Annotated in this window: 17 protein-coding genes; 6 read left to right on the forward strand and 11 right to left on the reverse strand. The window is 44.6% G+C overall.

Going from position 1 to position 17,955, the window contains the following annotated elements:
* Positions 1–13: 13 nt before the first annotated feature.
* From murD to mraZ, 7 genes are read right to left on the reverse strand one after another with little or no spacing between them, the layout of a single operon-like run.
* Positions 14–1,363 carry a UDP-N-acetylmuramoyl-L-alanine--D-glutamate ligase gene (murD, locus tag EMP01_RS05695; protein WP_129020501.1) on the reverse strand — a complete coding sequence of 450 codons (1,350 nt, stop codon included), beginning with the start codon at positions 1,361–1,363 and terminating at the stop codon, positions 14–16.
* Positions 1,364–1,372: 9 nt separating this feature from the next.
* A complete protein-coding gene (mraY, locus tag EMP01_RS05700) occupies positions 1,373–2,656 on the reverse strand; it encodes a phospho-N-acetylmuramoyl-pentapeptide-transferase (protein WP_129020502.1) in 1,284 nt (427 codons plus the stop codon).
* Between the two features lie 12 nt (positions 2,657–2,668).
* A complete protein-coding gene (locus EMP01_RS05705) occupies positions 2,669–4,132 on the reverse strand; it encodes a UDP-N-acetylmuramoyl-L-alanyl-D-glutamate--2,6-diaminopimelate ligase (RefSeq protein ID WP_129020503.1) in 1,464 nt (487 codons plus the stop codon).
* A gap of 1 nt (position 4,133) precedes the next feature.
* Positions 4,134–6,248, reverse strand: coding sequence for a penicillin-binding protein (locus tag EMP01_RS05710; RefSeq protein ID WP_129020504.1), 2,115 nt, complete (start codon positions 6,246–6,248; stop codon positions 4,134–4,136).
* A gap of 4 nt (positions 6,249–6,252) precedes the next feature.
* Complete coding sequence (locus tag EMP01_RS05715; RefSeq protein WP_129020505.1) at positions 6,253–6,588, reverse strand: FtsL-like putative cell division protein; 336 nt, start codon at positions 6,586–6,588, stop codon at positions 6,253–6,255.
* A 4-nt stretch (positions 6,589–6,592) separates the two neighbouring features.
* A complete protein-coding gene (gene rsmH, locus EMP01_RS05720) occupies positions 6,593–7,501 on the reverse strand; it encodes a 16S rRNA (cytosine(1402)-N(4))-methyltransferase RsmH (RefSeq protein WP_129020506.1) in 909 nt (302 codons plus the stop codon).
* A 7-nt stretch (positions 7,502–7,508) separates the two neighbouring features.
* Positions 7,509–7,949, reverse strand: coding sequence for a division/cell wall cluster transcriptional repressor MraZ (gene mraZ / locus EMP01_RS05725; RefSeq protein ID WP_129020507.1), 441 nt, complete (start codon positions 7,947–7,949; stop codon positions 7,509–7,511).
* A gap of 295 nt (positions 7,950–8,244) precedes the next feature.
* Between mraZ and EMP01_RS05730 the strand changes: the two genes are divergently transcribed.
* From EMP01_RS05730 to hutH, 3 genes are read left to right on the forward strand one after another with little or no spacing between them, the layout of a single operon-like run.
* A complete protein-coding gene (locus EMP01_RS05730; RefSeq protein WP_129020508.1) occupies positions 8,245–8,637 on the forward strand; it encodes a group III truncated hemoglobin in 393 nt (130 codons plus the stop codon).
* Positions 8,638–8,652: 15 nt separating this feature from the next.
* Positions 8,653–9,360, forward strand: a complete 708-nt coding sequence (locus EMP01_RS05735; RefSeq protein ID WP_129020509.1) for a ComF family protein — start codon at positions 8,653–8,655, stop codon at positions 9,358–9,360.
* Between the two features lie 45 nt (positions 9,361–9,405).
* On the forward strand, positions 9,406–10,881 hold the full coding sequence (gene hutH / locus EMP01_RS05740) for a histidine ammonia-lyase (protein ID WP_129020510.1): 1,476 nt from the start codon (positions 9,406–9,408) through the stop codon (positions 10,879–10,881).
* 72 nt (positions 10,882–10,953) lie between these two features.
* On the opposite strand, the gene EMP01_RS05745 is transcribed toward hutH, so the two are convergent.
* Both EMP01_RS05745 and EMP01_RS05750 read right to left on the reverse strand, forming a co-directional pair.
* Positions 10,954–11,922 (reverse strand): electron transfer flavoprotein subunit alpha/FixB family protein, encoded by a 969-nt coding sequence (locus EMP01_RS05745; RefSeq protein WP_129020511.1) that lies wholly within the window; start codon positions 11,920–11,922, stop codon positions 10,954–10,956.
* Between the two features lie 63 nt (positions 11,923–11,985).
* A complete protein-coding gene (locus EMP01_RS05750) occupies positions 11,986–12,729 on the reverse strand; it encodes an electron transfer flavoprotein subunit beta/FixA family protein (protein WP_129020512.1) in 744 nt (247 codons plus the stop codon).
* Between the two features lie 187 nt (positions 12,730–12,916).
* On the opposite strand from EMP01_RS05750, the gene EMP01_RS05755 reads away from it, so the two are divergent.
* Positions 12,917–13,585, forward strand: coding sequence for a C40 family peptidase (locus EMP01_RS05755; protein WP_129020513.1), 669 nt, complete (start codon positions 12,917–12,919; stop codon positions 13,583–13,585).
* A 116-nt stretch (positions 13,586–13,701) separates the two neighbouring features.
* On the opposite strand, the gene EMP01_RS05760 is transcribed toward EMP01_RS05755, so the two are convergent.
* Entirely contained in the window at positions 13,702–14,289 is a 588-nt protein-coding gene (locus tag EMP01_RS05760; protein ID WP_129020514.1) for a carboxymuconolactone decarboxylase family protein, read from the reverse strand.
* 87 nt (positions 14,290–14,376) lie between these two features.
* Entirely contained in the window at positions 14,377–14,958 is a 582-nt protein-coding gene (locus tag EMP01_RS05765) for a peroxiredoxin (RefSeq protein ID WP_129020515.1), read from the reverse strand.
* A gap of 184 nt (positions 14,959–15,142) precedes the next feature.
* On the opposite strand from EMP01_RS05765, the gene EMP01_RS05770 reads away from it, so the two are divergent.
* Both EMP01_RS05770 and EMP01_RS05775 read left to right on the forward strand, forming a co-directional pair.
* Complete coding sequence (locus EMP01_RS05770; RefSeq protein WP_129020516.1) at positions 15,143–15,490, forward strand: hypothetical protein; 348 nt, start codon at positions 15,143–15,145, stop codon at positions 15,488–15,490.
* 106 nt (positions 15,491–15,596) lie between these two features.
* A complete protein-coding gene (locus EMP01_RS05775) occupies positions 15,597–17,936 on the forward strand; it encodes a TonB-dependent receptor (RefSeq protein ID WP_129020517.1) in 2,340 nt (779 codons plus the stop codon).
* Positions 17,937–17,955: the final 19 nt, after the last annotated feature.

Below are 17,955 nucleotides of genomic sequence, written 5' to 3' on the forward strand. Positions count from 1 at the left end.
TTCTTATATTTTTTTACAAACCTTTTACGGCTTCTTTGAATTGATCTCCTCTGTCTTCATAATTTTTGAAGAGGTCAAAGCTGGCACAACCCGGAGACAGCAATACGATATCTCCTTTATCGGCCAGGGCATAGCTTGCATTTACAGCGTCTTTTGCACTTGCAGTATCTACTATTGTAGCGACCACACCATCAAATGCTTTATGAATAGGACTATTGTCAATACCCATACAAACAATTGCTTTCACTTTTTCCTGTACCAACTCCATAATTTCATTGTAGTTGTTACCCTTGTCCTGTCCGCCCAATATCAGTACCACCGGCTTTTTCATGCTTTCCAGTGCAAACCATACAGAGTTCAGGTTAGTACCTTTGCTATCATTGATAAACTCAACACCACGCACAGTAGCTACATATTCCAGACGATGCTCCAGCCCGTCAAAGGTTTCAAAACAATCTCTGATCTTTTCTTTACGAATACCTGCTGCTCTTGCAGAAATACCTGCGGCCATAGAGTTGAATTGATTGTGTTTACCTTTTAATGCCAGATCATGCACAGTAGTCTTCATATCATCTCCCTCCCATTTAATGTGCATTTCATCATTATTCATATATGCTCCGTCCTGATTGTTAAGTAGGTGATCGCTCATTGTGATATAAATTGTTCGTGGGTTAATAGTATTTTGTTCTAAGTATTTTATAGTTGCTTCGTCTTCCTGGTTCAGTATGAGGATATCATTTTCTTGCTGGTTTTCTGCTATCCTGAACTTGGCTGCGGCATACTTGTCGAAATTGTATTCGTAGCGGTCCAGGTGGTCTGGTGTTATATTCAGAATCATGGCTATATCCGGTCTGAAGGTCTTAATATCATCCAGCTGGAAACTGCTGATCTCTGCTACATACCATTCGGTAGGCTGCTCTGCAATCTGCTTGGCAAAGCTGTAACCGATATTACCGACCATTGATACATCCAGTTTGTTTTGCTTCAGGATGTAATAGACCAGGCTCGTTGTGGTGCTTTTTCCGTTACTGCCTGTTATAGCAATGATCTTACTGTCTCCCTTATGGCGGTAGGCCCATTCAATCTCACTGATCAGCTCTATACCTGCGGTCCTGATGGCTTTTATGATCGGTGCCTTTTCCGGTATGCCGGGACTCTTGACGATCAGGTCAGCATTCAGAATCAGATCCTGTGTGTGCCCTCCGGATTCGTAAGCGATGTTATGTGCCTCCAGTTCGGCCCGGTAGCTTTCCTTGATCTGGCCAAAATCCGAGACGAACACATCGTACCCTTCTTTCTTAGCCAGGATTGCTGCGCCGTTTCCGCTCTCGCCTGCTCCTAATACAACAATACGTTTCATCATTCTTTATACTTATTGCAGTTTCATCGAAACGATACTCAGTACAGCCAGTAAAATACCAACGATCCAGAAGCGTGTTACGATTTTAGTTTCATGATATCCCAGTTTCTGGTAGTGATGGTGCAATGGCGCCATTTTAAATAAGCGGTTCTCCTTTGCATATTCAAGACCATTCTTTCTTTTCTGATATTTAAAGTATCCTGTTTGCAGCAGCACTGAGAGGTTTTCTACCAGGAAAATGCCACAGAAAATAGGAATCAGTAATTCTTTTCTGATAATGATGGCCATACAGGCAATGATACCACCGAGTGCCAGGCTACCGGTATCACCCATAAATACCTGTGCCGGGTAGGTGTTGTACCAGAGGAAGCCAATACAGGCTCCCACAAAGGCACCCATGAAAATGGATAACTCACCCAGGTTAGGAATATGCATGATGTTCAGATATTCGGCAAATACATAGTTGCCGGAGAGGTAGGCGAAAATACCTACGCAAACCCCTATGATTGCCGATACCCCTGTGGCCAGACCATCCAGACCATCGGTCATATTCGCGCCATTACTTACTGCAATGATGATGAAGGTGACAAATATGATATATAATAACGGTGTGGTCCAGTTGATATTTTTATCTCCGAAAACCGAAGCGATCTTAGCAAAGCTGATCTCGTGGTTTTTATTAAACGGAACGCTGGTTACAGCCGATTGCACTTTCACATATTTTCTTACCCTGCCGTCATTTTCCTTGCGGAAGGTAGGCTCACCAATGATCTTCTCTGTATTGTTGTATAATGTAGGTCTGCCATCCACTACTTCGCGGGTAGTCACTACGTGGCTGTTGAAGTACATCATTGACCCTATAATTATACCCAGACCTAATTGCCCGATTACTTTAAACTTACCTTTCAGGCCTTCTTTATTCTTTTTGAATACCTTAATGTAATCATCCAGGAACCCGATAATGCCAAGCCATACCGTACTGATCAGCATCATAATGATATATACATTGCTGATGCGTGCAAACAGCAGTGTTGGTATCAGTATACCGGCAATGATGACCAGACCGCCCATTGTAGGCGTACCTTTCTTGGATGTTTGTCCATCCAGGCCCAGCTCACGGATGGTTTCACCGATTTGCTTCTTTTGCAGAAACTTGATCACCTTCTTCCCGTAGATCATCGTAATGACCAATGACAGGAGAATGGCCATCGATGTACGGAAGGTAATGAACTGAAAGACACCTGCGCCGCTCAGTCCGAATACTTCCCTTAGGTATGTGAATAAGTTGTAAAGCATTTTTCTATATAATTATTTTTCCAATAGTTTAAACATTTCGAGGAGTACCTCACGGTCATCAAAATGATGGCGTACTCCTTTGATCTCCTGGTAGGTTTCATGACCTTTGCCGGCCACGAGTATTACATCATCTGCATGGGCCATACTTACTGCCGTTTTGATTGCGGCTTTCCGGTCACTGATGCGTAATGCTTTGCGCATCATACCTGGTGTAAGACCCGCTTCCATATCATCCAGTATCGCTTCAGGGTCTTCACTTCTCGGGTTGTCGGAAGTCAGGATCACCTTTGAGCTCAGTTCGCAGGCTACCTGTGCCATTTCTGGTCGTTTCAGTTTATCTCTGTCTCCGCCACAGCCAATCACGGTAATGATATTGGCCTGCTGACCGAATTGTTTTATCGTAGACAATACATTCTGTAAAGCATCCGGCGTATGGGCGTAATCTATAATACCCAGTATTTTTTCGGTAGCAGAATGGTAGGTTTCAAACCTGCCTGCTGCTCCCTGCATATTGCTCAGGGCTGTCAGTACATCAATCTTATCCTGTCCGCATAATACTGCTGCACCGTATACGGCCAGCAGGTTATAGGCATTGAACAGGCCCGACATACGGAAATGAACATCCTGTCCGTCCACATTCATCAGGAGGCCGGTCAGGTTATTTTCAAATACCTTGCCTTTGAAATCGCAGGGTACTCTTAAACCATATGCTTTCTTTGCCGCCTTAGTATTTTGCAACATCACCATACCGCGTTTATCGTCGATATTGGTCAGGGCAAATGTGCCTTTCGGCAAGTGGTCAAAGAACTGTTTCTTAACCCTTATATACTCATCAAACGTCTTATGATAATCGAGGTGATCATGCGTAATATTGGTAAAGATGCCTCCGCGGAAAGTGATACCTGTAATACGGTGCTGATGCACTGCATGGGAGCTCACTTCCATAAAAGCATACGTACAGCCGGCATCCACCATCTGGCGGAACAATGCCTGCAGACTTACCGGATCGGGAGTAGTATGCGTAGAAGGAATAACATTTTCCCTTATCCTGTTCTCCACTGTAGATACCAATCCTGAAGGCTCATCCAGTTGATTAAATAATTTATATAACAGTGTCGCAACACTGGTCTTTCCGTTCGTTCCCGTTACGCCCACCACCTGCAATTTGCGGGTAGGGTGGCCGTAAAATGCCGATGCCATCAATCCAATAACCGGGGCTACCTCATCCACCTGTATATAACATACTTCCAGATTTAAAATTTCCGGGAGCTCTTTACATACTATAGCTATTGCACCGGCTTCGATGACAGCTGGTATATACTGATGTCCGTCTGTTACCGTACCCTTCTGTGCAAAGAAAAGCATACCAGGAGCGGCCTTACGGGAATCAATCGTAAGACCATCTATAACAAGATCAGTACGGCCATGTATAGCCCGTACCGGAATGTCTTGTATGATTGCTGCTATGTTCTTCACTTTAGCTGAGTTCTAGGTTAATGGTTTGTCCTTTTTTATAATTACTGCCCGCAGGTATAGACTGCCGGTTTACGCTTCCTGCGCCACTGATGTGTACTTTAAGGCCGGCATTCTCTAACAGGTAGAGCGCCTCTTTAATACCCATTCCCACTACATCCGGTACTATATTTGTCTTCACTTCTTTCGAAGCAATTTTTAATTTATGTTGTGCATCATTCTGCAGGAACGAGAGCATTGCATTGCTGTTTTCCTGGTAAGCAGTATAACCCAGCATCTTCAGCAGGTACTGCAATTGGCCCGGAGGTGCTGCTTTTGCAACCAGCATTTTATCCTTGCCCAGTGAGTCAGCATCCACTTTCCAGCCACCGATCTTGGTGGTATAAAGCTTATCTGCAATGGCTTTAAATACCGGTACACCCAGTGCTGCACCATAATAAACACCATGTGGTTTAGAGCGGATCACCACTGCTATTGTATAGCGGGGCTTTTCTGCCGGGAAATATCCTACAAAAGAACCTTGCTTTACACCATCGGCATAGCTATAAAAAACATCACCGATCTTATCTGCTACCTGTGCGGTACCCGTTTTGCCTGCTGCGGTATAGAACGGAGATTGCGCTGCCTTGGCAGTACCCTCTCTCACCACGGCGCGGGTTACTTGCTGTAACTGCTTTATGGTAGATTCTTTACCTATTTTTTCAATGAGCACCTTTGGTTCGATCTGACGGATCACTTTCCCATCTTCTTTAACCGCACTTACGAGGTAAGGTTGCATCATCTTACCATTATTGGCTACTGCATTGTACACCATACAAGTATGTAGTGGTGTGATCATGCTTTCATAACCGTAACCGATCCAGGGCAGAGAAGTGATTTTATTCCAGCTTTTGCTTTCCGGTGTTTTGATCAGCGGTTTGCGCTCGCCGGCCAGATCTAAATTCGTTTTTTGGTTTAAGCCCAGATGTTGCAAATGCTTGATATACTTCATCGGGTTATCATGATAATATTTGTTGACCAGGGAGGCAAAAGCCACATTGGACGACTGTGCAAAGGCTTTTTCTACCGTGATAGAACCTAATCCGCCATGATCGTCACGTACCGTCTGGGTACCGAAGCGCATTTGCCCACCGTTACAGTTTACCATAGTATTGGCATTGACATAACCGTCTTCCAGTAAGGCATAGAGCGACATCAGTTTGAATACCGATCCCGGTTCAGAAGGAATCATGGCATAGTTAAAGTCTTCCCAGTATTCGCCATTCTTCTGGCGACCCAGGTTAGCAATAGCCCTGATCTTTCCGGTCTCCACCTCCATCACAATAGCCGTACCCTGCAGACACTCATACTGAGCCATAATATCATGCAGTGCATGTTCTGTTACTTCCTGTATGTCTATATCAATGGTTGATACAATATCATGTCCTTCTACCGCCTCAATCTCAGAACCCACAAGCGGAACCCACTGACCACCTACTTTGTGAATGATGCGGGTGCCTGTTCTGCCCGACAGGTCTGTATCGTAGCTCTTTTCCAGACCAATGATCTGAGCATTCTCTCTCCACAAACCAATGGTACGGTAAGCCAGCATACCATAAGGGTTCATTCGCTTCATCTGCGGTTCCGGCATAAAACCACCTTTATTTTTTGGCTTGCGCAATAAAGGCAGGTTGCGGATCAGCTGATAGTCATAATAGGCCACTTTGTTTTTAAGTGTCCAGTATCGGCTTTTCCGGCGGAAACCCTCTTTCATTCTCTGTTTCAGCGAAGCGGCAGTCTCATCTTTGAGGATGGTAGCCAGTGCATCGCACAGTGTATCAACATTATTGTAGAAGGTGTCTTTATTGATCACCGACAGGTCCATCTTCAGATCAAACTTCGGAATGGTTGCCGACAGGATCTTTCCTTCTTCTGTATATATATTACCGCGGTCAGGATATAAGGTTTCAATATCAGAAAAAGAGCGGTTGGCCTGCGCCCTTAGTCGCTCTCCGTCATTGGCCTGAGTCATGCCCGCTTTAATGACAATGGCAGCTCCCAATAGCACAATAGCACCAAAAGACAGGTTAACCCGTCTGCTGATGTCTCTTTTTACACTTGATTTTTGTTGTGCTGCCAATGTTTTACTTTTTTTCTACTGCTTTTATTTCAAAGGCCGGTTTGGATAAAGGAGCAATACCCAGGGATTTAGCCTGTTCGCTGATCTGTCTTTCCGAAGTGTAATAGATCAGGCTGGCCTGTGCGTCCTTATAGCGCCAACGAACCTCTTTTAATTCTTTTTTCTTTTTTTCGATTTCTCTTGCCAGCGACAGTCCTTTATTGCTGTTAGAGATATACATTACTGCAAGTAAAGCCAGGAAGATCAGGTAGGGCACATTGAGCACCACCCCCCGGTAGGAGATGTTATCAAAGCGCTCTTTGATCGCATTTATTCTGTCTCTGACATTTGCTTCAGTCATATTTTTATTTATCCATGTACTCCGCTATACGCAGGCGGGCACTTCTTGATCGGTTATTGTGTTCCAGTTCCTCTTCTGATGGCAGTACATCCTTCAGTACTTTGAAAGGATTCTCCATCGTCTTGCGGCCGAAAGCATCAGTAGTCACTTCGCTTAAGGTGCCGTTTTTCATCATCTTTTTAGTCAGGCGGTCTTCCAGTGAATGGAAGGTGATGATCGCCAGGCGGCCACCAGGTTTCAGGCAGTCTTTGGTCTGCTCCAGAAACTGGCTCAATACCTCCATCTCCTGGTTTACCTCGATACGTAAAGCCTGGAATACCTGTGCCAGGTATCGGTTAGGCTTACCTTTGATGCAGGAGTCGATGGCATTTTTAAAACCCTCAATCGTTTTAATATCGCTGCTTTTTCTCTGCTCTACAATTGTTTTGGCCAGCGTACGTGCATTTCTGACTTCCCCGTATACTTCAAACATCTTATGCAGCTTTGCCTCACTGTAGTCACGGATAATGTCTGCAGCTGTTGTGTCCAGACGGTCATCCATACGCATATCCAGCGGGGCATCGAAACGGATCGAAAAACCGCGGTCTGCTGTATCGAACTGGAAGGAGCTCACCCCGAGATCGGCCAGTATACCATCTACTTTAGAGGCCTGGTGTAACCTCAGGAAACGTTTCATATACTGAAAGTTTTCCTTTACCAGTATAAAGCGTTTATCATCTATTGCATTTTTCCATGCATCTTTATCATGGTCAAAAGCAATAAGTCTTCCGTTTTTGCCCAGTCGTTCCAGGATGGCCCGGCTGTGGCCGCCCCCGCCGAACGTACAATCGACGTAAACGCCATTGGGCTTGATGTCCAAGGCGTCAATACTCTCCCGGAGCAATACGGAAATATGATGATAAGCCTGCTCCATATAAATATTAATTAAATAATTCGTTTGCCAGATCCTCTTCTTCCTGTTGCTGCGCGGCGATATAAGCTTCTTTACTTGCCTTATCCCAGACTTCTACTTTATTGCCTTGTGCCCAGAAGATGATTTCTTTATTCAGTCCCGCATATTCCTGTAATGGTTTAGGGATCAGTATTCTGCCTGCGCTGTCAACTTCCAGAAGGTTAATGCCGTCCAGAAACAGGCGCTTGAATTTTTGTACTTTAGGATTGAAGGCACTCATTTCGTCCAGTTGCTGGCTTAATTTCTCCCATTCGCTCAAAACATACAAAGTCAGGCAGTTGTCTAATCCACGTTTTACGACATAGGTATGCACGTCCGATTCCGGCAATTGCTTGCGGAAGTCAGCAGGGACGAGTAAGCGTCCTTTTGCGTCCATAGAAACCTTATATTCGCCGTAAACTGAGGCCATTCAGGGTAATTTGAGAATTATGCTACAAAATAACACAAATTCCCACAATTTACCACTATACAGTTGTGTCTATTTTATCCACAATTTGGCATTGTTTAACATATTGCAAATCAGCTAATTAACATTGAATATGAAAATGTGGAAAACACAAATGTGGATAATATTGTGGATAAAATAGGGCGTTTTTAACACTGCTTTTACAAACGGTGGTATTTTGTGTCTGTAGCTTGGTGGTAAATGGTGTTTTGCGGCCTCTGCAGGAATAAATCCGTACCTTTATAGGCAAAAAAATAGCATGAAACCTGATATAGCAGTAGTAGAAGATATATGTTTGTTTGTAGATGAATTTTATGCCCGCGTAGGAAAGAATGAGCTGATCGGGCCTATTTTTAATGAAAAGCTGGAAGGCCATTGGGATGCGCATTTGCAGAAAATGTACCGTTTCTGGCAAACCATACTGTTACATGAGCATACCTACAGCGGCAGCCCTTTTCTGCACCATATGAAACTGCCTATATATAAAGAGCATTTTAGTATCTGGCTCGATTTATTTCATCAAACAATTGACACGCATTTTGAAGGTCCTGTGGCAGAAGAAGCCAAGAGCAGGGCAGGCAAAATGGCGCTTATGTTTGAAGCAAAACTCGACTACCTGAGGAGCAATCCGGATACGATACCCCTCGTATAAGCTACACTACCTAATATGAAAAAACTAAAACACCACCTTTTACACCCTTTATTAGACATTCTTTTTCCTCAATATTGTACCGGCTGTGCGCAAACCTTGCATGCCGGAGAGGAGCTATTGTGCCTTTCCTGCTTTGATAAGCTGCCCTTCACCGGCCTGGAGCAGATACCGGATAATGAAACGGATGTCCGTCTCTATGGAAAACTGGCTCATATGCACGCAGCACCGCTGCTATACTTTATAGAAGAAGGACTGGTGCAGGAGCTGATGCATCAGTTGAAATACCGCAACCGACCCGACCTGGGCATATTCCTCGGGAAGCTCATTGCTCATCGCTATGCCCGTACAGAATGGTTTAAGTCTATCGATATAATAGTACCTGTTCCGCTGCACCGGAAGAAAATGTATCGCCGTGGTTATAATCAGTCTGCGAGTATTGCAGCTGGTATATCGGCTGTAAGCGGCATCCCTGTTGCCGAAAAAGCGATTAAGCGAAGCATCAATACGGCATCTCAAACGCATATGACTAGACTGGAGCGCCTGGAAAATGTTTCTGGTGCATTTGTTGCCGGACGACAAGTGCAGGCTCTGGCTGGTAAGCATGTATTGCTGGTCGATGATGTGCTGACTACAGGGGCTACGCTGGCCGCCTGCGGCAATGCTATCCTGCAGCTACCGGATACAAGACTGAGTATCGCTACAGCTGCCCTGGCGATAACATAGTCATCTGGTTTTTTCGATTATCTTTGCGCAAAAAAAAAAGACCTGATGAGAACACTTCCTCAACATTTGGAAATCAAAGATATTCCGCAATACCTGTCCGATACCATCACCCTTTCAGAAGAAACACTTCAAAAGGTAAGAGCCAACAGAGCTTTCCTGGACAAGAAGATTGCCGGCGGGCAAACCTATTATGGTATCAATACCGGATTCGGTAGCCTGTGTAATGTGCGTATTGATGATGACCAGTTGAGCCAGCTGCAACAAAATCTGGTATGCTCTCATGCAACAGGATTTGGAGATGAAGTGCCTCAGGAGATTGTAAAAATCATGCTGCTGCTGAAGATTATGGGCCTGGGTCAGGGTTATAGTGGTATACATGAAGATACCATTCAGCGACTGGTTTATTTTTATAATAATGATATTTTACCGGTAGTATATGAGCAAGGCTCCCTGGGTGCATCCGGAGATTTAGCTCCTTTGGCACACCTGAGCCTGCCGTTGATCGGACAAGGCCTGGTATGGTATAAAGGCGAAAAGAAAGAAGCAATTGAAGTGCTGAACAGTCTGGGTGTAACACCGCTGACATTGAAAGCAAAAGAAGGCCTGGCTTTATTGAACGGTACACAGTTTATGAGCAGCTATGCAGTATATAATATGCTGGAAAGCCTGAAACTGCAGGACTGGGCTGATATGATCGCGGCCATGTCACTGGATGCATTTGATGGTAAGATTGAGCCGTTTGCACATCCGGTACACCGTGTGCGCCCTCATGCAGGACAGATCAAAACTGCAGAGCAGGTACGTGCTATCCTGAAAGATAGTCCTATTCAGCAGGTTGCAAAAGTACAGGTGCAGGATCCGTATTCTTTCCGTTGTGTACCGCAGGTACACGGCGCTACAAAAGATACCGTAACCCATATTTATAATGTATTTGAAACAGAGATTAACTCTGTAACCGATAACCCTATTGTGTTTGAGGAAGAGGACATGATCACCAGCGGCGGGAACTTCCATGGACAGCCTCTCGCACTGAACCTGGATTTCCTGGCTATTGCTATGGCTGAGCTGGGTAATATCTCTGAGCGCAGAACATACCTGCTGATCAGCGGACAGCGCAATCTGCCGGCTTTCCTGGCTAAGGATGCCGGACTGAACAGTGGTTTCATGATCGCACAATACAGTGCAGCAGCTATTGTGAGCCAGAGCAAGCAATATTGTACACCTGCTTCTGTAGACAGCATCGTGAGCAGTAACGGACAGGAAGACCATGTAAGCATGGGTGCAAATGCGGCTACAAAACTGAAAAAAGTGATCGATAATGTGCGTCGTGTATTGGCAGTAGAACTGATGTGTGCTGCACAGGCACTGGAGTTCAGAAGACCATTACAGTCATCTGCAGCCGTAGAAAACTTGTTCGCAACATACCGTAAAGATGTAGCCTTTTATGATACTGATCGTTTGCTGCATACCGATATGATCAAATCAGAACAATTCTTGAAAAATAATACCGCGCAATGGTAATATTGGGATATGAAATACTAAAAAGGGCGATCATTGCGATCGCCCTTTTATTATGTATAAACTATAAGGAAATTATCCTTTAGCTTTTTTAACTGCTTCAGTTAATTTAGGTAATATCTCGAATGCATCGCCGATAATACCGTAATCAGCCGCTTTGAAGAACGGCGCTTCCGGATCTTTGTTGATCACAACGATCGTTTTAGAACTGTTCACACCCGCTAAGTGCTGGATAGCACCAGAGATACCAACAGCTACATACAGGTTAGGACGGATTGTACCACCGGTCTGACCCACGTGTTCGTGGTGCGGACGCCAGTGTGCATCAGCTACCGGACGGCTACAAGCCAGGGTAGCATCCATAGCCTTAGCCAGATCTTCCAGGATACCCCAGTTTTCAGGGCCTTTCAGACCACGGCCACCAGATACCACGCGCTCTGCTTCGCTCAATGGAACTTCACCTTTCACTACATCTTCAGATACAAATTTCACACCGAAATCAGCATCGTTTAAATCAGCAGAAAGCGCTTGTACGCTTGCAGTACCACCAACTTCTGCAGGAGCAAAAGTGTTTGGTGTCAGCCCGATTACTTTGATATCAGAAGTAATTTGTACATGAGCAAATGCCTTTCCGGAGAATACTGATTTCTTAACTGTAAATCCGTTGGCAGTGCTTGGGTAATCAACTGCACCAGCAACTAAACCAGCTTTCAGCTGAGCCGCAACCATTGGAGCCAGCGCTTTACCGTTGTTATTTGCAGAAGCGATGATCACTTTTGCACCGGTTTGGTTTGCCGCAGCGATGATCGCTTTGGTATATGCTTTAGCGTTGAAATGATTCAGACGCTCATCATTTACATGTAATACTTGCTTAGCACCATATGTACCCAGTGCAGCCAGTTCACTTTCCGCAGCAGCACCCAGTACTACAGCGATCACATCGCCACCTACCTGCTCTGCAGTTTTTGCGGCATAATTGATTGCTTCAAAGGCATTCTTTTTGAATGTACCCTGAGCATGATCTACAAATACTAAAACAGACATTTTATATATAAGTTTTTTTAGTTTGGATAATTAAGGCCGGCGGCCCTATAACAAATTTAATAATTACAGAACTTTAGCTTCGTTTTTCAGCGCAGCTACCAGCTCATCCATCTGATCGATAGTGAACAGTTTCACACCTTGTTTTGCAGGAGGCAGTTCGTAACTTACAATGTTAGTCAGTGTATCAGCAGCTACTGCCGGTACCACAGTCAGTGGCTTGGTACGGGCAGCCATAATACCACGCATGTTAGGGATACGAGGTTCCGCCATACCTTTCTGGCAAGCGATTACTACAGGGAAAGATGCCGTAGACGTTTCTTCTCCGCCTTCAATCTCACGGGATACAGTTGCAGTGCCACCGCTTACTTCCAGTTTAGAAGCACTTCCGATATAGTTGTAGTCCAGTATACCAGCGATGCTGGCACCTACTGCGGAGTTGTTATAGTCGATAGACTCTTTACCAGTCAGTACGATATCATAACCGTTTTTCTGAACCAGGTCAGCGATCTGTGCAGCAATTGCATAAGGATCTGTGCTCTCAGCATCGATTCTGAATGCGCTGTCACCACCTAAGGCCAGGGCTTTACGGATGATGGCATCTGTAGACGCGTCACCAACGCTTACCAGGTGTACTTCGCTGGCTGCACCACTTTCTTTCAGTTCCAGGGCACGTACCAGGGCATACATTTCATCATAAGGGTTAATGATGAATGTTACTCCTGCTTCATTAAATTTACTGTTATTGTCCGTAAATGAAATCTTAGAAGTAGTATCCGGAGCTTTCGCAATACAAACTAATATCTTCATATTTCGTTGTTTAGAATTATTAGATTTAAATTAAATTTTGTGCAAATATAGCACTTAGCCTATAATTAAACGGAGATAGTTTGCTATAAATGGCCGTGTTAAGGTATTGTAATGAAATTTTTACATTAACATTTATTTTACGCTTTTCCTCTTATCTTCGCCTCTTATCAAAAATAAAACCGAAAAAATGCGTCAATTTTTAACCATTCTATCGGCTTGTATTATCGGGTCAATAACAACAGCAAACGCGCAGCGTGCGCATCGAAATAATAACCAGATCGCTAGTGCGGAAGTTGAAGTAAGCAATGAGTCTTCAAGATTTATCGAAGGCATCAGCATCAACACACCGACAGCAAAAAAGAATATATCTGTTAAAAATACGGTAGCAGTTAAAGACAAAACAACTCCTGCTCGTGTTACAACAGACGAGCCGGAACCTACGGTTAAAGAAAAAAGAGAAGCAGCAGAGAAGATCAAAGACGGTCTGCGCAAAAATACCGGTTTGTATTCCTTCATCCAGGATTGGTATGGTACGCCTTATCGCCTTGGAGGTACCACAAAGAAATCTATCGACTGTTCTGCATTCACCAGACAACTGTTTGCCGATGTATATGGTAAAACACTGGATAGAACTGCAGCGATGCAGTATATGATGACCAAACGTATTTACGAAAAAGAAGAACTGAAAGAAGGCGATTTAGTGTTCTTCAGCATCCATACCAAGCGCATCTCTCACGTAGGTGTATATTTAGGCAACGGAATGTTTGTACATGCTTCTTCCAGCCGTGGTGTAATGATCAGCGATCTGGACCAGGCTTACTGGACCCGCTTCTATGCCGGAGCCGGACGTTACTAATCAAAGAAATTTTAGCAATAAATAAAAGAGACACCAATTTGGTGTCTCTTTTATTTATTGCAATATCTGGTTTTTGATAAACATGCCGATATCGCCCAATGAAAATAAAATAAGATTTACAATACCTCAATAAGGCTCTTGATCACACCCACCAGGCGCACGCTTTCAAAGATCTTATGCTCTGTAACACCATGCTGTTTTACAGATGCTTCATGCGATTTGATACACATTTCACAGTTGTTCAGTGCAGAGACCATCAGGCTGGCCAGTTCAAAAAATGCCTTACCGGTTACCGGGTTCATCATGATGTTCATGCGTAATCCGGCCGGAGTATTGTTATAAATAGTGTTGTCCTGGAAATAATGCTTGAAGCGATAGAAGATGTTATTCGTATTCATCAGCGAAGTCAGCGCATACATTTCCGAGATTTCCTCCATAGTCGCTTCATTGGCCAGGGCCAGTTGCTCCAGTCCTGCCGCCAGTACCTCGTTACGATCGTTTGCTGCAACACAGATCGCCAGTAATAAAGCTTCCTTTTTAGTCAGGCTGGTATTCTTGTTCAATACTGTCAGTACATTCAATTTCAGATCCTTCAGATACTTACTGTCTGTAGCGGCCAGTTTATGCAGGGCAAAAGAACTATGATTGGTATCGATATTTAATTCGGTAAACAGGCTTTGTACTGTTTCGTGTACTATACTCATATTCCGTATTTTAAAAAGTTAGTGTATAAGAATGGCTGTAAGATGTGCTCTTACAGCCATTCTTTGGTATTTAATCTATTATGGAGATTAGTTGTTTGCCATTTGTGTGGTTAAGGTTTCTTCACCTTTTTTCCAGTTACAAGGACACAGCTCATCAGTTTGTAAAGCATCCAGAACACGCAGTACCTCGTCTACATTACGGCCTACGCTCAGGTCGTTGATGTTTACCCAACGGATTATACCTTGTGGGTCTACGATATAAGTAGCACGGTAAGCGATTTTCTCATCAGCCTGCAGGATACCCAGCTCATCAGCCAGAGATTTAGAAGTATCAGCTAACATAGGGAATTTCAGACCACGCAGATCTTCGTGATCTCTTCTCCATGCCAGGTGTACAAATTCAGAGTCAGTAGAAGCACCGATCAGAACGGTATCTCTGTCAGAGAATTCACCATAAGCATTATTGAAAGAGGCAATTTCAGTAGGACACACGAAAGTGAAGTCTTTCGGCCACCAGAACATTACCATCCATTGACCGGATGCGGTGTGAACAGCATTAGAAATAGTTTCGAACTCTTTACCAGGTGCATCAGCGATCAGGGCATTAGCAGAAACGGCGATTTTCTTAAATTCAGGAAATTGGCTACCAACTGAGATTACTTTGTTCATTGTTTAAATACTTTTTATGATTAATTTTTTTCTGGTGCAAATGTCCGACAATATTTAGAATTTGGGATTTAATTTTAATTATTCACATATAGGGAATGTCAATTGGCCGGAAATAACGAATTTTTCTCATTTCTATTCCCAGTGAATAATGTAGTTTTGCACTGCGCTTTGTATGTTTAAAAAAATGTTCCATACATTTCTGGCATTTGTGCTGGGCCTGGTAGTCTGTTTTTACGCCAGCCTTCAGGAGTATGCCCATACGTTTGAGCACCATCACGAAACCATAGACCATATCCATAACGATGGGGACAACTGTGGTCGTGATGCTTCCGGTCTGGCATTTGAGCAGTATCACCATCACTGTGATTACCTGACCCAGATGCTGCCTCATTTCATCAAGGCAGAGACCAGTTACCATTTCGATATATGGGAAATAAAACGTTACGTCTCTTATCTGGAGCGTACTTATAACGTTTGGTTCGATAATGAACACTACTCCTTCCGTCTGAGGGGGCCTCCTGCCCTGGCCTGATTTTCGTGTACAGGCTTAGTATTCTGATCTGTTACAGATTGGAATGACCTGAGGTTATGATACCTCATGAAAGCTTATTTATTCAGACAATTTATTTTACAAGTATATGTTACGCATCAGCAGTAAACATATCAGCTTTGCTGTTATGTTGCTTCCTCTGTGCTTTACACCCAATACGGGTAATGCACAGAAGGTAAAGTGTAGCCTGGCAGTACCATTGGTGCTCCGGGATAAAAATACACAGGAACCCCTAATTGCCGCAGAGGTACGTACAGACAGGCAGGTCATACAATCTGACGAAAGCGGAGTGGCTATCCTGAACGGGATGTGTCCGCAAAGTAACGCACACCTTCACATTACCCTGGAGGGATATAAAGCGATAGACGAGACTATTGTAATCAGCAATGGCGATACCGTATATCTGAACATGTCTCCTGCAGCCAAAGACCTGAAAGAGGTACAGGTTGTAGGGCATAAGATGGAGGTGGCTACGCAGAATGCACAGTCTACCCTGTCTGGCACTGAGCTGCGCCGCCTCAAAGGCAATAATATTGCGGCCATGGCCAGTTCTGTGGCCGGGGTAACGATGTTACAGACAGGTGCATCTATTGCCAAGCCGGTGATAAACGGAATGAGTGGCAATCGTATCCTGATCCTTAATAACGGTGTGCGGCAGGAAGGCCAGCAATGGGGAGCAGAGCATGCTCCGGAAATTGATGGCATGAATGCAGGTAGTATTACCGTTGTCAAAGGTGCGGAAGCGGTACGTTACGGACGTGATGCGATAGGTGGTGTGTTGGTCGTTAACCCGGAACCATTGCCCTATCACTTTCCAGGGATTCATGGTACGGCCAATCTTATCGGTGTAAGTAACGGGCAGAGGGGAACCAGTGGGCTGATGCTTAACGGAGCGCTGGGCAATAGCCAAAACTGGGCCTGGCGTCTGCAATCCAGTGTATCGCAGGGAGGTAACTACAAGACCCCTGATTATTACCTGGATAATACCGGTACGAAGGAGCTGAATTACTCTGCTGCACTAGGCTATAGTGTACATAAATGGAGTATGGAGGGTTATTACAGCCATTACCGCAGCGAAATCGGAATATTCAAAGGTTCGCATATCGGCGATACGACCGATCTGAAAGCACGCATTGCCAATGGCAGGCCATTTGATGATGGCAGCTTTTATTATACCATAGATGCACCAAGACAAATAGTGCAGCATGACCTCGCTAAGCTGAAAGCCCATTACCATCTCAACGAACAATGGAGTATGGATGCACAGTATAGTCTGCAGTATGACCGCCGGCAGGAATATGATATCCGCCGCGGAGGCAGAACGGGCATACCTTCTGTGGACCTGCAATTATATTATCAGGAGCTGAACCTTGATGCGGCGTATACCAATGGTAAAAAGTGGAGGGGAAATGTAGGGCTGAATGGCAGCATGGCGGTGAATAATAATCAGCCAGACCTGTACACCGTGCCGCTGATCCCTAACTATGATACCCGTAACCTGGGTGCTTATGCACTGGCCCGCTACCTGGGCGAATCATTTACCCTGGAGGGAGGTCTGCGATATGACTACCAGTTATTGAATGCAGCCGGGTATGATGCCTCTAATCACCTCTATGGTGGAACCCATAATTATCAGAATATAAGTGCCTCAATAGGTGCCAGCTATATACCCGACAATCGCTGGAGACTGTCTACCAATGCAGCGACAGCCTGGCGTCCGCCTACGGTCAATGAGCTGTACAGTACCGGCCTGCATCATGGTGCAGCGCAATATGAACTGGGCGACAGCAGCCTGCGCGCAGAGCAGAGTGTAAAATGGATGAATACCATTGCCTTCCAGAATACCCGCAAAAACTTTTCTGTGGAGCTGGATGCTTATGTGCACTACTTCGATAATTATATATACCTCAACCCCTCGCTCACTTATTTTCAAAGTCTGAGAGGAGCCTTTCCGGTATTTAATTATAAAAGTACCAATGCACTCTTTACAGGACTGGATCTGACCGCGAAATACGACTTCAGTACACAATGGATTTATAGCCTGAAAGGAAGTACCATAAGAGCCAGGGATATCAGCAATGATCAGTACCTGCCTTTTATACCTTCTGACCGCATTACCCATAGTATTCGTTACGTTATACCGCATATGTCCAAACCTGGACCTGTATATGCAGAGCTGGAACATGTTGCTGTAGCGAGGCAGACGCGTTATGAAGCCAACAGTGATTATGAGGCACCCCCAAAAGGGTATCAGCTGATCAATCTGCGTGCCGGCCTGGAATGGCCTGTAGGCAAGCAAACACTTAGTGTGGATGTCAGTGTAAATAACCTGACCAATCAATTATACAAAGACTATATGAACCGCTTCCGCTACTATGCGCATGATCTGGGCAGAAGTGTGGAGCTGCGTGTGGCATATAAATTTTAAACCAATCATTCAAAAATCA

The sequence above is a fragment of the Edaphocola flava genome, from assembly GCF_004118155.1.
In the GTDB taxonomy this organism is placed as follows: domain Bacteria; phylum Bacteroidota; class Bacteroidia; order Chitinophagales; family Chitinophagaceae; genus Edaphocola; species Edaphocola flava.

Excerpts from the sequence above, each read along its gene's own strand:
- murD (WP_129020501.1), bottom strand. The coding sequence starts at position 1,363 with ATGATGAAACGTATTGTTGTATTAGGAGCAGGCGAGAGCGGAAACGGC.
- mraY (WP_129020502.1), bottom strand. The coding sequence starts at position 2,656 with ATGCTTTACAACTTATTCACATACCTAAGGGAAGTATTCGGACTGAGC.
- EMP01_RS05715 (WP_129020505.1), bottom strand. The coding sequence starts at position 6,588 with ATGACTGAAGCAAATGTCAGAGACAGAATAAATGCGATCAAAGAGCGC.
- rsmH (WP_129020506.1), bottom strand. The coding sequence starts at position 7,501 with ATGGAGCAGGCTTATCATCATATTTCCGTATTGCTCCGGGAGAGTATT.
- mraZ (WP_129020507.1), bottom strand. The coding sequence starts at position 7,949 with ATGGCCTCAGTTTACGGCGAATATAAGGTTTCTATGGACGCAAAAGGA.
- EMP01_RS05730 (WP_129020508.1), top strand. The coding sequence starts at position 8,245 with ATGAAACCTGATATAGCAGTAGTAGAAGATATATGTTTGTTTGTAGAT.
- EMP01_RS05735 (WP_129020509.1), top strand. The coding sequence starts at position 8,653 with ATGAAAAAACTAAAACACCACCTTTTACACCCTTTATTAGACATTCTT.
- hutH (WP_129020510.1), top strand. The coding sequence starts at position 9,406 with ATGAGAACACTTCCTCAACATTTGGAAATCAAAGATATTCCGCAATAC.
- EMP01_RS05745 (WP_129020511.1), bottom strand. The coding sequence starts at position 11,922 with ATGTCTGTTTTAGTATTTGTAGATCATGCTCAGGGTACATTCAAAAAG.
- EMP01_RS05750 (WP_129020512.1), bottom strand. The coding sequence starts at position 12,729 with ATGAAGATATTAGTTTGTATTGCGAAAGCTCCGGATACTACTTCTAAG.
- EMP01_RS05755 (WP_129020513.1), top strand. The coding sequence starts at position 12,917 with ATGCGTCAATTTTTAACCATTCTATCGGCTTGTATTATCGGGTCAATA.
- EMP01_RS05760 (WP_129020514.1), bottom strand. The coding sequence starts at position 14,289 with ATGAGTATAGTACACGAAACAGTACAAAGCCTGTTTACCGAATTAAAT.
- EMP01_RS05765 (WP_129020515.1), bottom strand. The coding sequence starts at position 14,958 with ATGAACAAAGTAATCTCAGTTGGTAGCCAATTTCCTGAATTTAAGAAA.
- EMP01_RS05770 (WP_129020516.1), top strand. The coding sequence starts at position 15,143 with ATGTTCCATACATTTCTGGCATTTGTGCTGGGCCTGGTAGTCTGTTTT.
- EMP01_RS05775 (WP_129020517.1), top strand. The coding sequence starts at position 15,597 with ATGTTACGCATCAGCAGTAAACATATCAGCTTTGCTGTTATGTTGCTT.